Below are 14,581 nucleotides of genomic sequence, written 5' to 3'. Positions count from 1 at the left end.
TCTAGGTAATTGTCACTATGACAAATTGGCTCCCGGACATTCAGCAGGGTCATGGTCCGCTTTATGCGCGGATCGCCGACCAGATCGAACAGGCAATTGGCGAAGGCGCCCTGCCCGTCGGCGCAAAATTGCCGCCGCAGCGCAATCTCGCCTATGACATTGGTGTCACCATTGGTACCATTGGACGCGCCTACAATATCGTGCGCGAACGCGGCCTCGTCAGCGGCGAGGTCGGGCGCGGAACCTATGTTCTCGATCACCAGGAAAGCCGCCCGCCCGAGCAGGCCGATCCGCTGACCACATCCTTGGCCGGCACCCGGCCGCTGATTGCACCCGCCGGCAAATTGCGCTTCGACAGCACCGCGGCGCCGGACATCGGCCAGGGCTTTGTCCTGAGTGAGCTCTTGAGCGAGATCAGCCGCGATCACCACGCCGACATTGCCAGCTACGCGCGCAATTTCCCGGATCACTGGTTTGAGGCCGGATGCCAATGGCTGGCGCGCGGCGGCTTTCGTCCCTCGCCTGAAACGATCGTGCCGACGCTCGGAGCGCACGCGGCTGTCATTGCCGTGATCGCGGCAGTCACCTCGCCCGGCGATCGTATCGCCTTCGAGACCTTGACCTATTCCCAGGTCAGCCGCAGCGCCGGCTTGATCGGGCGCCGCACGACCCTGATGGAATCGGATGAATTCGGCCTGATTCCCGAGGATTTCGAGCGGGTCTGCGCGCAGCAGCATCCCAAGCTCGCCTTCCTTATGCCAAGCGCGCAGAATCCGACCGTTGCCGTCATGCCGCTCGCCCGGCGTCAGGCGATTGCCGATATCGCCCGCAAGTACGGTGTCTGGCTGGTGGAGGACGATCTCTACGGCGCCATGACCGGCGATCCGACGCCGCCTTTAGCGGAGCTTGCACCTGAGCGGACCTTCCTGGTTGGTGGTCTTTCAAAGTCTGTTGCTGCCGGTGTGCGCGGCGGCTGGGTTGCCTGCCCTCCCCATTTCAGCCAGCGCATTCGCATTGCCCACAAGATGGTCAGTGGCGGCCTGCCGTTCATCCTGGCGGAGCTGTGTTCGCGGCTGGTGCTTTCCGGAGCGGCCACTATTCTGCGCGGCAAGGGTATCGAAGAGATCCGGGCGCGCGAGGCGATTGCCCGCGAAGTGTTCGATGGCATCGAGTTCAGCTCGCATCCGTGCGTTCCCTTCCTCTGGATGAAGCTGCCGGAACCGTGGCTTTCCGGCACATTCAAGCAGGCTGCACTGCAGGAAGGCGTGCTCGTCGACGACGAGGACGAATTCAAGGCCGGCCGGGCGGACCGCGTCTTTCACCGTATCCGTATCGGCTTTTCCTCACCGGCCGACCGTGCCGAAGTGCGCAACGGCTTCCAGACTTTGCGGCGGTTGCTCGACAGCGGACGAGTGGGTTACGACAGTTTCGACTGATAACCCGGTGTCCCGTATGTTTTAGCAGTCTTGTGTAGATCGATTCGCCTCAACAATTCGGCATGCCAGCATTGCTTTTTCTTCGTTCATCCCACCGCCTCGCGACATCGTCGCTTGTTCTCGTCAGTTTGCTTTCGACAGCGCCTGCGAATATGCCGCAGCCGGATTCAGATTAAACGAGCATTGGAACCTGTCGGCAACGGTGGCGCATGCCTCGCATGCCGAACTTTGCGGCGGCCCCAACGATGGCTCGACCCGTGCCGATCTCGCACTCGGCTACAAGTTCTGACAGGTCGGCACCACCTGAGGCGCGTGAGGGCATCAAAAAGGGCGGCAACCGTTGTTGATCGCCCGTATTTTTCTGTCGCGCCGCGCCGCAGCATACGCTAAAGAAGCGGCAAAGCGCCCCCTGTGTCTGTTGCGGTTCGCACGCGCCATATCCCGTGGAAGGATTGCGCGCCGCCCGAAGGATTTGACGGTCGACGATGACGATTTCCAACACCCGCCCCATCACCCCGGAACTCATCGCCTCGCACGGGCTCAAGCCCGACGAATACGAGCGCATTCTCGGCCTGATCGGACGCGAGCCGACCTTTACCGAGCTCGGCATTTTTTCGGCGATGTGGAACGAGCACTGCTCCTACAAGTCTTCCAAGAAGTGGCTTCGCACGCTGCCGACCAAGGGCCCGCGCGTCATCCAGGGTCCGGGTGAAAACGCCGGCGTCGTCGACATCGATGATGGCGACTGCGTCGTCTTCAAGATGGAGAGCCACAACCATCCGTCCTATATCGAGCCCTACCAGGGTGCTGCGACCGGCGTCGGCGGCATCCTGCGCGACGTCTTCACCATGGGCGCCCGTCCGGTTGCGGCGATGAACGCCCTGCGCTTCGGCTCGCCGGATCACCCGAAGACCCGCCACCTCGTTTCCGGCGTCGTTGCCGGCGTCGGCGGCTACGGCAATTCCTTCGGTGTTCCGACCGTCGGCGGCGAAGTCGAGTTCGATGCCCGCTATAACGGCAACATCCTCGTCAACGCCTTTGCCGCCGGTCTCGCCAAAAGCGATGCGATCTTCTACTCCAAGGCCGAAGGCGTCGGCCTCCCGGTCGTCTATCTCGGCGCCAAGACCGGCCGTGACGGCGTCGGCGGCGCGACCATGGCCTCGGCCGAGTTCGACGAATCGATCGAGGAAAAGCGCCCGACCGTGCAGGTCGGCGACCCCTTCACCGAAAAGTGCCTGCTCGAAGCCTGCCTCGAGCTGATGCAGACGGGTGCCGTCATCGCCATCCAGGACATGGGTGCAGCCGGCCTCACCTGCTCGGCCGTCGAAATGGGCGCCAAGGGCGACCTCGGCATCGAGCTTAACCTCGACACCGTGCCGGTGCGCGAAGAGCGCATGACCGCTTACGAAATGATGCTTTCGGAAAGCCAGGAGCGCATGCTCATGGTGCTTGAGCCGGCCAAGGAAGAAGTCGCCAAGGCGATCTTCGTCAAGTGGGGCCTCGATTTCGCGATCGTCGGCAAGACCACGGACGACCTGCGTTTCCGCATTCTGCATCAGGGCGAAGAAGTGGCGAACCTGCCGATCAAGGAACTGGGCGACGAAGCGCCGGAATACGACCGTCCCTGGACCCCGGCCAAGGTCCCGACCGCGCTTGCGACCAACGACATCCCGCAGACGGACGTTGCTGATGCGCTCGTGCAATTGGTCGGTTCGGCCAACAATTCCTCGCGCCGCTGGGTCTACGAACAATACGACACGCTGATCCAGGGCAACTCGCTGCAGCTGCCGGGCGGCGACGCCGGCGTTGTGCGCGTCGAGGGTCACCAGAGCAAGGCGCTGGCCTTCTCCTCCGACGTGACGCCGCGTTATGTCGAGGCGGATCCGTTCGAAGGCGGCAAACAGGCGGTTGCCGAATGCTGGCGCAACCTGACGGCAACCGGCGCGCTGCCGCTGGCAGCAACCGACAATCTCAATTTCGGCAACCCGGAACGTCCTGAGATCATGAGCCAGCTGGTCCATGCCATCAAGGGCATCGGTGAGGCCTGCACCGCGCTTGATTTCCCGATCGTTTCCGGCAACGTCTCGCTCTACAACGAGACCAACGGCCAGGGAATCCTGCCGACCCCCACCATCGGCGGCGTCGGCCTGATCAAGGACTGGTCGAAGATGGCGCGCATCCGGTTTGCCGCTGCCGGCGAAACGATCCTGCTTGCCGGCGCGCCGGAAGGCCTCGGTTCGCACATCGCCCAGTCGGTCTACATGCGCGACGTCCATGGCCGCACTGACGGTCCGGCGCCGCATGTCGACCTCGCACATGAGCGCAAGGTCGGTGACTTCGTCCGTGGGCTGATCGTCGACGGTCTGGCGACATCAGTTCATGACTGCTCGTCCGGCGGCCTGGCTCTCGCCGTTGCCGAAATGGCGATGGCTTCGGATATCGGCGCGACCGTGGATGTGGTCGAAGGTCATGATCCGATTGCTGTTTTCTATGGCGAAGACCAGGGACGCTACGTGCTGACGGTTGCGGCCGGTAACGTCGCTGCCGTTCGCGCCCGTGCGGAAAAGGCAGGCGTTGCCCTGCCGGAAATCGGCAAGACCGGCGGCGATGCCGTCAAGCTCGGTGCAGCGCGCGCCGTCGCAATTCAGCAATTGCGCTCGGCCCATGAATCGTGGTTCCCTGACTTTATGGACGGCTCCAGCAACGCTGCTGCTGCCGCAGAATAATAAAGGGAGTTGGCATATCATGCCCATGGCACCAGGCGACATCGAAGACATGATCAAGGCAGGAATTCCCGGCGCCAAGGTCACGATCCGCGATTTGGCCGGTGACGGCGACCACTATGCCGCCGAAGTCGTGGCCGAAGTCTTTCGCGGAAAGACCCGCGTGCAGCAGCACCAGATGGTCTACAACGCATTGAAGGGCAACATGGGCGGCGTTCTGCACGCCCTTGCCCTTCAGACCAGCGCGCCGGAGTAAGGCTGGAATGGCCGACCTGATCAAGGAACTGGTCAGTGGCGTTGTCGACAGCGCGCTGAAGGAAATCCTGAAGAAGACCGGCGTCAAGCGGACCGCGACGAAGCGGACCAAGCGCCGGACGCGCAAGGCGGCGACGGGTGGCATTCTAGGGGATATCCTGGAAGCCGCCATCGGAAAGCCGGCCAAGAAACAGGTGAGCCGGCGGCGAACCGCCAGCGCACGCAGCAAGACCCGTCGCCGTTCGGCCTGAGCAGTTGTATTAAAACCACATCTTGAGGCCCATCAATATTTGTTGCACTTGGGTGATGAAAATCACCGATATGCATGCTATCTAAGGCCCAATCGATATCCGGTCCTTGAAACCGGGCGCAGGAAGGATGAAAAGATGAGCGGAATTCACGAATTCATCGCGAACGAAGTCAAGACCAACGACGTGGTGCTCTTCATGAAGGGTACGCCGCAGTTCCCACAGTGTGGGTTCTCCGGCCAGGTGGTCCAGATTCTCGATTACATCGGCGTCGACTACAAGGGCATCAATGTCCTTGCCGACGCGGACCTGCGTCAGGGCATCAAGGACTATTCGAGCTGGCCGACCATCCCACAGCTTTACGTGAAGGGTGAATTCGTCGGCGGTTGCGACATCGTCCGCGAAATGTTCCAGGCTGGCGAGCTCCAGTCGCACCTGCAGGAACAGGGAATCTCGGTCAAGGGCGCCGCTGCCTAAGTCAGGCCGCCAACTCCGATCTGGTCGGAAAAGGCGGGTGACCGCCTTTTTTGATTCCGGAATTAAATCCGGATCGTCTAATTTTCGTTGTTCTTTACTAGGCGGAGCACACTCACGCTCTGTCATGAAGTGGTCGCGATAAAGCGGCATAAGCAGCCTGAAAGGGCGTTCGCCCGTTCCCATGCTCCGGCTTGGCCCGGCTGCCCATCGCCGATAGTCCCTTTCGCTTCACATCGGATGCCGCCTGCACCGCTGCGCCGGACCAGGCCCGTCCCCTCAACTGTTCTCGACATGCCGACCGGCATTTTGCCAGCCGACGTCGCCTCTTTCCGGAACAAACTCCGGTCTTGACCTATTTCGGTTGCGTCCGGCGCGCCGCAAGGATTTTGCCTATGACGAGCATGACAGACGAAGCGGCCGCTCCCGGCCTCAGCAAATTTCAGTTCATCGCCTTGATGGCGATGCTGATGGCGGTCAATGCCGTGTCGATCGATATCATGTTGCCCGGCCTGCAGGAGATCGGCGCCAGCCTTGGTGTAACCGACGAAAACCATCGGCAATATGTCATCACCGCCTATCTTATCGGTATGGGCGTGGCGCAGCTTTTCTTCGGCCCGTTGTCTGATCGATTCGGCCGCAAGGCGCCGCTGCTCGTCGGCCTCGGCATTTATGGTGTCTGCGCGATCGCAATCGTCATCGTGCCGACCTTCGGCGCGCTGCTGGCGTTGCGCTTCGTCCAGGGCATCGGTGCAGCCGCGACCCGTGTTATTACCGTGTCGATCGTTCGCGACGTCTATGGCGGCCGTCGCATGGCTGAAGTGATGTCGCTGATCATGATGGTGTTCATGATCGTGCCGGTCATAGCGCCGAGCGTCGGCCAGTTGATCATGATCTTTGCCGAATGGCACATGATCTTCGTCGTCATCGCGCTCTTTGCCTTCACGATCGCAACGCTTGTGGTGTTCCGGCTTCAGGAAACGCTGAACCCGGATCATCGCCGCGCCTTTACCCCTTCGGTCATCCTCAGCGGCTTCAAGATCGTCCTGACGAACCGGCTGTCGCTGTTCTATACGCTGGCGACATCCGTTATCCTCGGGGCGCTCTTCGGCTTCATCAACTCTGCCCAGCAGATCCTGGTCGGGGTCTATGGGCTGGGCCTGTGGTTTCCGGTCGTGTTTGCGGCATTTGCCGGGATGATGGCGGTCGCGTCCTTCACTAATTCGCAGCTCGTTCGGCGCTTCGGCATGCGGGCGCTGTCGCATGCTGCCCTACTCGGCTTCACGCTGGCGAGCTTCCTCTGGATGGCGGCGTCGCTTTATGGTCCGGTGCCCTTCCCGCTGTTCGTGGTGCTCTATGGCGCCGCCATGTTCCAGTTCGGGCTGATCGCGTCGAACTTCAATGCGATGGCGATGGAGCCGCTCGGCCACGTCGCCGGCACGGCCTCCTCGGTGCTCGGCTTCACCCAGACCATCGGCGGCGGCGTCATCGGCGCCTTCATCGGCCAGGCTTTCGATGGGACGGCGACACCGCTCGCGATCGGCTACTTCACCGTCGCGGCGATCGGCGTCGTCTTCGTCCTCATCGCCGAACGCGGAAAGCTGTTCAAGGCACACAATCCGGCAGGCTGACGATAGCCTGCCGGCCGATTATTCCTCCCAGATCTGCTCTTCACGGGTTCGCACAATGACCACGATCACCACACAATCCGAACATGTCGACGGGGTTTCGGGCGCGGCCCGCCTCAATATGGGCCTCGTCGAATTCATCATCACCATTGCCGTCATGACGGCGAGCGTGGCAATCGCCATCGACAGCATGCTGCCGGCATTACCGAGCATCGGCCAGTCGCTGAGCGTCGCCAACTCCAACGACACCCAGCTCGTCATCGGCGTGTTCTTCCTTGGCTTCGGGCTTTCGCAGATCTTCTTCGGCAGCCTTTCCGATACGTTCGGACGTCGCGCCGTGCTGCTCGGCGGCCTTGCCTTCTTCACCGTGTCGATGTTTGCCGCCGCCCTGACCCAGAGTTTCGAAATGCTGCTGGTCCTGCGCTTCGTCCAGGGCATCGGCGCTGCCGCCGTGCGCATCACCACCATGGCGATCGTGCGTGACTGCTTCGGTGGTCGCGAGATGGCGCGGGTGATGTCCTACGTCATGATCGTTTTCATGATCGTTCCGATCGTCGCACCGTCGATCGGTCAGCTCGTCATCCTCTACGCCAACTGGCACTGGATCTTCATCCTGATCGGCATCGTCGGCGCTGTCCTCTTCGTCTGGGCACTGGCCCGCATGAAGGAATCGCTGCCGAAGGAAGAGCGCCTGCCGCTTTCCGTCTCATCGGTCGCATCCGGCTTCAAGACGGTGCTGACCAACCGCATCACCTGCGGCTACATGATCGGCATGACGATGTTCACCGCGGTCATCTGCGCCTACATCGTCACCGTCCAGCAGATCTTCGGCGAGGTCTATGGCCTCGGCGAGTGGCTGCCGATCGCCTTTGCCGGCACTGCCGGCGGCATCGCCGTTGCCAATTTCGCCAACGGCTTCTTCGTGCGCAGCTTCGGCATGCGCCGCATCTCGCACGTGTCGATGATCCTGTTCACGCTGATTTCCGTGATCGGCTTTGCCATGTCGCTCTGGGGCACGCCGGCATTCGTCATCAGCTACCTGATGTTCTCGGTTCTTCTGATGTTCTTCGCTGTCATCGCCACCAACTTCACCGCGATCAGCCTGGAGCCGATGGGTCACCTTGCCGGAACGGCGACCGCGATCACCGGTTTCGTCTCGACGACCGGCGGCGCACTGCTCGGTGGCGCCGTCGGCCAGTTGTTCAATGGCACGCTGCAGCCGTTGCTCGGGGGCTTTGCCCTCTTCGGGCTCGTGACGATCCTGGCCACCCTTTGGGCCGAAAAGGGCAAGCTCTTCACCCATCCCGGCGACAAGGATGTCTCGCTCGACCACGGCGGCGGCCATATGTGATATCGACCTCACCAACAAAAAGCCCGCCTGGATCGCTCCAGGCGGGCTTTTCTGTTTCGACGATGTCGGTGTTTAGATGGTGAAGACTTCGCGACGCAGCGTTTCCCAGCTGTCCTTGTCGGTCGTCAGCAGCAGGCCGCCATTGAGGTGGGCAGGCAGATAGGGCGCGCCGTCGAAGCGTGCGGCATAGGCACCCGCCTCCTGCGCGATCAGTGTGCCGGCCAGATGATCCCAGGGCATCAGCTTCTGGTACATCAAGAAGTGGATGTAGCCGCCGGCAAGGATGCGATACTCGTGCGCGGCGCACCGGTAGCTGGTCGCAATACGGACCTTGGCCAAGTTGGCCATGACTTCGCGCCGCGCCTCTTGGCTGTAGAAGCCCGTCGAGGCGCCGCCGACCATGCTTTCAAGCGGAACGCCTGCAGTCACCGACATGCGCTCCTGCGAGCCGTCAGGACGGCACATCCAGGCGCCGGAGCCCTTCTCGGCGATTACCCAGTCGTTGCCAAGCGGGTCGTAGATGATGCCGGCAACGGTCTCGCCCTTGGACACGACGCTCGCCATGACGCCGAACAGCGGCAGGCCGGCTGCGAAGTTAAAGGTGCCGTCGATCGGATCGACGACGACGGCGAGATCGGCGTCTACCAGCTTGTCGAGCAGCGCCGGATCGGCAGCAACGGATTCTTCGCCGATGAACACGGCGCCTGGCGCAATCTCATCCATGCGTGCCTTGATCAGGCGCTCGGCTGCCTCGTCGCCCTCGGTGACGAGATCGATCGCTTCCGACTTCATCCGGACATCGCCCGCGCCGAGATTACGAAACCGCGGCAGGATTTCTTTGACCGCAGCCTCCTGCAGCAGATTGGCAAGGGCGGCGATGTCGACGGAATGGCTCATTCTTTGGGCTCCGGTGAGAGGGACTGGAAGTCGAAAAGCTTGGGGTCGAGCAGATGCGAGGGGTTCACATGGCCGAGCGCCCGCAGCATCGTGTCCTTGCGGCCCGGCATGCGTCGTTCGAGGTCGGCAAGCATTGCCTTCATGGCATTGCGCTCAAGGCCGTCCTGCGAGCCGCAGAGGTCGCAGGGAATGATCGGAAATTCCATGGCAGTGGCAAATTTCGCCAAGTCGTCCTCTGCCGCATAGGCCAGCGGCCGCAGCAGCATCAGGTCGCCTTCGTCGTTCAGAAGCTTCGCCGGCATCGAGGCGAGCCTGCCGCCGTGGAAGAAATTCATGAAGAACGTCTCCAGAATATCCTCGCGGTGATGGCCGAGCACCAGCGCATCGCAGCCCTCTTCGCGCGCGATCCGGTAAAGATTGCCGCGGCGCAGCCGCGAACAGAGCGAGCAATAGGTGGCGCCTGTCGGCACCTTTTCCTTCACGATCGAATAGGTGTCGCGATACTCGATACGGTGCTTAACGCCGATCGAGGCCAGGTATTCCGGCAGGATATGCTTCGGAAAATTCGGCTGCCCCTGATCGAGGTTGCAGGCGACAAGCTCGACGGGCAGCAGCCCGCGCCATTGCAGGTCCATCAGCAGTGCCAGCAGGCTATAGCTGTCCTTGCCGCCTGAAATCCCGACCAGCCAGCGCTTGGCGCCCTTCAGCATGCCGAAATCGTCGAGCGCCTGGCGCGTCTGCCGCAAGAGCCGCTTGCGCAGCTTGTTGAAGGAGACCGACGACGGCATGCGTTCGAAGATCGGATGAAGACCCGTCTCGATATCGCCGTCTTCAACGGCATTGTCGATTGCGTCAGGCGAAAGGGCTGGCGAATGATCCATGGCAACGATCCTGGAATGGCCGGCTCGGGAAGGAGAGCGCACGGCACGTCACGGCCAGCACTTGCCCCGTTCCATCCGCAAGATCAAGGGAAAACGGCCCTTCGTCCGAAATCAGGAGCCAAACACCGACCAACCGGTGCGGGCGGCCAACATCTCCAGCGCCAGCGATCCCAACAGCGAATTGCCGTTCTCGTTCAGGCCCGGCGACCAGACGGCGACGGAGGCCTTGCCGGGTGCGACCGCGAGAATGCCGCCGCCAACACCGCTCTTGCCGGGCAGACCGACGCGATAGGCGAAATCGCCCGAGCCGTCATAGTGGCCGCAGGTCAGCATCAGCGCGTTGATACGTCGGGCCCGCTGGCGCGATACGACGGAATGGCCGGTCAGCGGGTTGGTGCCGCCGGCTGCCAGAAACAGGCCCGCCTTGGCGAGCTGGCTGCAGGTCATTGCCAGAGCGCAATGGTGGAAATAGACGCCGAGCACATGCTCGACCGGGTGATCGAGCCGGCCGAAGGAGCGCATGAAGTTGGCAAGCGCGAAATTACGGAAGCCGGTCGCCGTCTCGGAGCGCGCGACCTCGTGGTCTATGACGATGGCATCGTCATCTGCGAGATAACGAACGAACTGGACGATCTCGCCGATCAGTTCGCGCGGCGTGTGGCCGGCAAGGATCAGGTCGCTGATGGTGATCGCGCCGGCATTGATGAACGGGTTGCGCGGCTTGCCGCCTTCCTGCTCGAGCTGGACGATCGAGTTGAAGGCCGAGCCTGAAGGTTCGCGGCCGACGCGGTGCCAGATGGTCTCACCGTGCTTGCCGAGCGCCAGCGTCAGGGTGAATACCTTGGAGACGCTCTGGATGGAGAACGGCACCTCGGCGTCGCCGACCCGGTGCACCTGCCCGTCGGTGGTGACGATTGCCATTCCGAAGTGTTTCGGAGAAACGCGCGCAAGCTGTGGGATGTAGTCGGCGACCTTGCCCTCGCCGAGCCGTGGCGTCAGCTCGCGGTAAATGTCCTCGATGATCGCCTGCAGGTCCTGCGGCGTCTTCTGCTCCGGCATGCGATTTCCCCTTCGTCGCGCGAGCCATTGTCCCGCCGAGGCGACCAAGTCCCCGTCGCGGAACAAGACGCGCGGCAGATCAAACAGCCACGTATCTGAAGAGACAAAAAAACCGCCCGTTTCCGGGCGGTTTCGATCGTTCACAAGGCCAGAGCCTCGGATTAACGCGAATAGAATTCGACGACGAGGTGCGGTTCCATGACGACGGCGTAAGGCACGTCGGAGAGAACCGGAACGCGGACGAAGGTTGCAACCATCTTGTTGTGGTCGACTTCGATGTAATCCGGAACGTCGCGCTCAGCGAGCTGAACGGCTTCGAGAACCGTAACGAGCTGCTTGGACTTTTCCTTGACTTCGATGACGTCGCCCGGCTTGCAACGGTAGGAACCGATGTTGACGCGAACGCCGTTAACCTTGACGTGGCCATGGTTGACGAACTGACGTGCGGCGAAAACGGTCGGAACGAACTTTGCGCGGTAGACGATCGCGTCGAGACGCGATTCGAGCAGGCCGATCAGGTTCTCCGGGGTGTCGCCCTTGCGGCGGTCAGCTTCGGCGAAGATCGCACGGAACTGCTTTTCGCGGATGTCGCCGTAGTAGCCCTTGAGCTTCTGCTTGGCGCGCAGCTGCACACCGAAGTCCGAAAGCTTGGACTTGCGACGCTGGCCGTGCTGGCCCGGGCCGTATTCGCGGCGGTTAACCGGCGACTTCGGACGGCCCCAGATGTTTTCGCCCATACGGCGGTCAATTTTGTACTTGGACGATTCGCGCTTGCTCATCGCATTTCCTTTCAGTCGGTTACACCGGTCTGTTGCCAAACCGGATCAAGGAAACACGCCCTCCTCTGAACCCATTTTGAGAGTTCTGACAGGATTCTCACGATCACGCTGCCGGAGAAACCACGGGACATGTCAAATGAAACACCGGACATTTCTGCCCGGCGTTGGGGCGGCTTTAGGGCTTCCAGCCGCCATTGTCAAACGAAATCACCGTATTCGGCACCATTTCAGGCAGGGTCGCCAGCCTGTTGGTTTTCCAAGGAAACAAGCAGCGTTTTCAATAGCGCTGCCAGTGCTGCGCGTTCCTCCGGCTTCAGACCTGCGATATAGCGCGCCTCGCTCGCCATGTCAGCCCGAAACGCGGCTTCGGCAAGCGCTATGCCCTTCTCCGTCAACCCAACCACGCTGCTGCGTCCATCCGATACCGAGCGCTCGCGCAGGATCAGCCCCGCCTTTTGTAATCGATCGAGTCGATGTGTCAGTCCGCCTGACGAAATCATCAGCAATGTATAAAGGTCGGTCGGCGTGAGGCGATACGGTGGGCCGGAGCGCCGGAGTGTTGAGATCACGTCGAATTCGCCGCGGTCGAGACCGAAGGAGGCAAAGGTTTCCTCGATCGACGGACGCACGAGATTAGAAAGCCGATAGGCCCGCCCGAGGATGGTCATTGGCTCCGTATCGAGATCCGGCAATTCGCGATCCCATTGCGCGCGCAACCGGTCGACGTGGTCCCTCTCCTCTTGCTCATGCTGCATTATCAACTCCGCGGTGTTTGGCAATATATCTTGACGAGAAGATATTTTTACATAATATCTTCTCGTCAAGATAATTCATTCGAACCGGTAAACCAACCCCGATGGAGGCCACCATGTTTCATGTCATTCCCCGTGCAGAGCAGAAACAGAGCCCCAACCGGACGATCCTCTTTGAAGGGGGGCAGTACGGCACGCCGGTTTCGCTTTTCCTGATGGATGCGGAGCCTGGCCAAGGGCCGGCGCTTCACGTTCACCCCTATCCGGAGACCTGGCTCATTCATTCGGGCGAGGCGGAGTTCACGGTCGGTGAGCAGACGCTCATCGGCAAGGCCGGCGACATCATCATCGTCGATCCCAGCACGCCGCACCGTTTCGTCAACAGCGGCAACACCCGGCTTGAGATGACCTGCATCCACGCGTCCGACCGCGTGATTCAGGAGTGGGTTTGACGCCCCGCAAGCGACGGGTGGCGTTGTGCATCGGTACCGTCTCGTCTTCAAATACTTGGAATTGAAGCCTCGGGCGGAGGACGTGCCTATTCAGCTGCAGCGGCGGACGGATCCATTGCATCCGGCCCGTTGGCGTCGCCCGGCGCCGTTTCGTGGCCGAGGTCCGGAAAGGCGACTATACGCTTGCCGGTGAAATCGGCATGGACGACAACGAGCCCATTCTCCTCGAAATAGCCGAGCAGGCGTCTGGCGCGTCGTGCGGAATGGGTGCCGTAGGCGCGCGCGATCATCGCGTCCGACGGACAGGCAAGGCCGCGCACGGCCGCCTGCGCCATCATCAGGAACACGCCCTGCAGGTCCTCGGTGACGCGATCGGCAAGCCGGAGCGCCGACGCCCAGGCCTCTGTCGCCGCAGTCTCAGTGTCGACGCCGGAGCGGGCAATTGCCATCTTGCGCCGAAATGCGCTCAAGGACAGGGCTGCTCCCGGCACGCGGCGAATCCGGCAGCGCACGAGGAAATCCTGGAACAGTTCGGCATCCGGCCGGAACGCGGCATCGGGATTGGCGAGAATCTCGGTAAACAGACCGTCCAGCAGCGCACCGCGCTCCTCCGCCGACATTTCCGGCTGGGCTGGCCTGGTTTCCACCGGGGCGACCGGTTCGGGGCGCGGCCGGGAAAGCTCCGCGAGAATATCGGTTGCCGGGCGCGGCGGCGGTACGGCACGGCGCATGATCGGCCGCGTCAGTTCGTCGGCGTCAGGCGTGAAGATCAGGTCTTCCACGTCCTGCGGCGCTTCCGGCAGCGGCATCAGCTTCGGGCTCGTCGAGCGTGCTGAAGTCTCGACGGCACCGATCGTCACCTTCAGCGGCCGGCGCGACAGCGCCGGGCCAAGGGCGACGAAGGAGCCGCGCTTCAGATCGCGGAACATTTCGGCCGTGCGGCGATCCATGCCGAGCAGGTCGGCAGCGCGCAGCATGTCGATATCAAGGAATGTGCGGCCCATCAGGAAGTTGGACGCCTCCGCCGCCACGTTCTTGGCAAGTTTTGCCAGGCGCTGCGTGGCGATGACGCCGGCAAGTCCACGCTTTCGGCCACGGCACATGAGGTTGGTCATCGCGCCGAGCGAGATCTTGCGGACTTCTTCGGTGACGTCACCAGCGACCGACGGCGCAAACATCTGCGCTTCGTCGACCACCACGAGTACGGGATACCAGTATTCCCGATCCGCATCGAACATGGCGTTCAAGAAGACGCCGGCGCTGCGCATCTGCTGTTCGATGTCGAGACCTTCGAGCGAAAGCACGCAGGAAACTCGGTGCTGACGAATGCGCGTGGCAATGCCGATCAGCTCAGCGTCCGTGCGCTCACCCTCGACGACCACATGGCCGAACTTGTCGGCAAGTGTGACGAAATCGCCCTCGGGGTCGATGATGCATTGCTGCACCCATGGCGCAGACTGCTCCAGCAACCTTCTTAGAAGGTGCGATTTTCCCGAACCGGAATTGCCCTGCACCAGAAGACGGGTGGCCAGAAGCTCTTCGATATCGAGCGAGGCCGAGGTCCCTTCGGACGTCGCTCCCATGTCGATGCCGACCTTCATTTCCACCTCTTCATTTTGGATTGATTCGCGACCATGCTGAGTTCG

15 protein-coding genes are annotated in these 14,581 nt (G+C 61.9%); 9 read left to right on the top strand and 6 right to left on the bottom strand.

Going from position 1 to position 14,581, the window contains the following annotated elements; genetic code table 11:
• The first annotated feature begins 17 nt into the window (after positions 1-17).
• The 8 genes from IB264_RS10875 to IB264_RS10840 all read left to right on the top strand — a co-directional run bounded on the left by IB264_RS10875 (position 18) and on the right by IB264_RS10840 (position 8,115).
• Positions 18-1,436, top strand: a complete 1,419-nt coding sequence (locus IB264_RS10875) for a PLP-dependent aminotransferase family protein (RefSeq protein WP_025427156.1) — start codon at positions 18-20, stop codon at positions 1,434-1,436.
• A gap of 55 nt (positions 1,437-1,491) precedes the next feature.
• Positions 1,492-1,725 (top strand): acyloxyacyl hydrolase, encoded by a 234-nt coding sequence (locus tag IB264_RS35580; RefSeq protein WP_081788856.1) that lies wholly within the window; start codon positions 1,492-1,494, stop codon positions 1,723-1,725.
• A 196-nt stretch (positions 1,726-1,921) separates the two neighbouring features.
• Positions 1,922-4,162 (top strand): phosphoribosylformylglycinamidine synthase subunit PurL, encoded by a 2,241-nt coding sequence (gene purL / locus IB264_RS10865; protein ID WP_025427157.1) that lies wholly within the window; start codon positions 1,922-1,924, stop codon positions 4,160-4,162.
• A 19-nt stretch (positions 4,163-4,181) separates the two neighbouring features.
• On the top strand, positions 4,182-4,415 hold the full coding sequence (locus IB264_RS10860; RefSeq protein WP_025427158.1) for a BolA/IbaG family iron-sulfur metabolism protein: 234 nt from the start codon (positions 4,182-4,184) through the stop codon (positions 4,413-4,415).
• Between the two features lie 7 nt (positions 4,416-4,422).
• Positions 4,423-4,665 (top strand): hypothetical protein, encoded by a 243-nt coding sequence (locus IB264_RS10855; protein WP_025427159.1) that lies wholly within the window; start codon positions 4,423-4,425, stop codon positions 4,663-4,665.
• A 135-nt stretch (positions 4,666-4,800) separates the two neighbouring features.
• A complete protein-coding gene (grxD, locus tag IB264_RS10850) occupies positions 4,801-5,139 on the top strand; it encodes a Grx4 family monothiol glutaredoxin (protein WP_025427160.1) in 339 nt (112 codons plus the stop codon).
• Positions 5,140-5,531: 392 nt separating this feature from the next.
• Positions 5,532-6,767, top strand: a complete 1,236-nt coding sequence (locus IB264_RS10845; RefSeq protein WP_025427161.1) for a multidrug effflux MFS transporter — start codon at positions 5,532-5,534, stop codon at positions 6,765-6,767.
• A 118-nt stretch (positions 6,768-6,885) separates the two neighbouring features.
• Complete coding sequence (locus IB264_RS10840) at positions 6,886-8,115, top strand: multidrug effflux MFS transporter (RefSeq protein ID WP_107028034.1); 1,230 nt, start codon at positions 6,886-6,888, stop codon at positions 8,113-8,115.
• A 72-nt stretch (positions 8,116-8,187) separates the two neighbouring features.
• On the opposite strand, the gene IB264_RS10835 is transcribed toward IB264_RS10840, so the two are convergent.
• From IB264_RS10835 to IB264_RS10815, 5 genes are all read right to left on the bottom strand, one after another.
• Entirely contained in the window at positions 8,188-9,012 is an 825-nt protein-coding gene (locus IB264_RS10835; RefSeq protein ID WP_192433330.1) for an inositol monophosphatase family protein, read from the bottom strand.
• The gene (ttcA, locus tag IB264_RS10830; RefSeq protein ID WP_025427164.1) at positions 9,009-9,893 is read right to left on the bottom strand and encodes a tRNA 2-thiocytidine(32) synthetase TtcA; all 885 of its coding nucleotides are present in this window, start codon (positions 9,891-9,893) and stop codon (positions 9,009-9,011) included. Before ttcA ends, IB264_RS10835 begins: the two co-directional genes overlap by 4 nt.
• A 111-nt stretch (positions 9,894-10,004) precedes the next feature.
• Positions 10,005-10,952 (bottom strand): glutaminase, encoded by a 948-nt coding sequence (locus IB264_RS10825; protein WP_025427165.1) that lies wholly within the window; start codon positions 10,950-10,952, stop codon positions 10,005-10,007.
• Between the two features lie 161 nt (positions 10,953-11,113).
• Entirely contained in the window at positions 11,114-11,731 is a 618-nt protein-coding gene (gene rpsD / locus IB264_RS10820; protein ID WP_025427166.1) for a 30S ribosomal protein S4, read from the bottom strand.
• 227 nt (positions 11,732-11,958) lie between these two features.
• Positions 11,959-12,486 (bottom strand): MarR family winged helix-turn-helix transcriptional regulator, encoded by a 528-nt coding sequence (locus tag IB264_RS10815; RefSeq protein ID WP_025427167.1) that lies wholly within the window; start codon positions 12,484-12,486, stop codon positions 11,959-11,961.
• A 113-nt stretch (positions 12,487-12,599) separates the two neighbouring features.
• On the opposite strand from IB264_RS10815, the gene IB264_RS10810 reads away from it, so the two are divergent.
• A complete protein-coding gene (locus tag IB264_RS10810) occupies positions 12,600-12,935 on the top strand; it encodes a cupin domain-containing protein (RefSeq protein WP_025427168.1) in 336 nt (111 codons plus the stop codon).
• A gap of 86 nt (positions 12,936-13,021) precedes the next feature.
• Here the strand turns inward: IB264_RS10810 and IB264_RS10805 are convergent, their stop codons facing one another.
• Entirely contained in the window at positions 13,022-14,536 is a 1,515-nt protein-coding gene (locus tag IB264_RS10805; protein ID WP_025427169.1) for an ATP-binding protein, read from the bottom strand.
• Between the last annotated feature and the right edge of the window lie 45 nt (positions 14,537-14,581).

The sequence above is a fragment of the Ensifer sp. ENS11 genome, from assembly GCF_014851895.1.
In the GTDB taxonomy this organism is placed as follows: domain Bacteria; phylum Pseudomonadota; class Alphaproteobacteria; order Rhizobiales; family Rhizobiaceae; genus Ensifer; species Ensifer canadensis.
The sequence above is the reverse complement of the archived record's forward strand: the minus strand, read 5'-3'. Positions and strand labels throughout refer to the sequence as shown.

Bases quoted from the DNA above. Each gene is read 5' to 3' on its own strand.
- IB264_RS10815 (WP_025427167.1), bottom strand. From the start codon at position 12,486: ATGCAGCATGAGCAAGAGGAGAGGGACCACGTCGACCGGTTGCGCGCG.
- IB264_RS10840 (WP_107028034.1), top strand. From the start codon at position 6,886: ATGGGCCTCGTCGAATTCATCATCACCATTGCCGTCATGACGGCGAGC.
- IB264_RS10805 (WP_025427169.1), bottom strand. From the start codon at position 14,536: ATGAAGGTCGGCATCGACATGGGAGCGACGTCCGAAGGGACCTCGGCC.
- IB264_RS10810 (WP_025427168.1), top strand. From the start codon at position 12,600: ATGTTTCATGTCATTCCCCGTGCAGAGCAGAAACAGAGCCCCAACCGG.
- IB264_RS10845 (WP_025427161.1), top strand. From the start codon at position 5,532: ATGACGAGCATGACAGACGAAGCGGCCGCTCCCGGCCTCAGCAAATTT.
- IB264_RS10825 (WP_025427165.1), bottom strand. From the start codon at position 10,952: ATGCCGGAGCAGAAGACGCCGCAGGACCTGCAGGCGATCATCGAGGAC.
- IB264_RS10875 (WP_025427156.1), top strand. From the start codon at position 18: ATGACAAATTGGCTCCCGGACATTCAGCAGGGTCATGGTCCGCTTTAT.
- rpsD (WP_025427166.1), bottom strand. From the start codon at position 11,731: ATGAGCAAGCGCGAATCGTCCAAGTACAAAATTGACCGCCGTATGGGC.
- IB264_RS10835 (WP_192433330.1), bottom strand. From the start codon at position 9,012: ATGAGCCATTCCGTCGACATCGCCGCCCTTGCCAATCTGCTGCAGGAG.
- grxD (WP_025427160.1), top strand. From the start codon at position 4,801: ATGAGCGGAATTCACGAATTCATCGCGAACGAAGTCAAGACCAACGAC.
- purL (WP_025427157.1), top strand. From the start codon at position 1,922: ATGACGATTTCCAACACCCGCCCCATCACCCCGGAACTCATCGCCTCG.
- ttcA (WP_025427164.1), bottom strand. From the start codon at position 9,893: ATGGATCATTCGCCAGCCCTTTCGCCTGACGCAATCGACAATGCCGTT.
- IB264_RS10855 (WP_025427159.1), top strand. From the start codon at position 4,423: ATGGCCGACCTGATCAAGGAACTGGTCAGTGGCGTTGTCGACAGCGCG.
- IB264_RS10860 (WP_025427158.1), top strand. From the start codon at position 4,182: ATGCCCATGGCACCAGGCGACATCGAAGACATGATCAAGGCAGGAATT.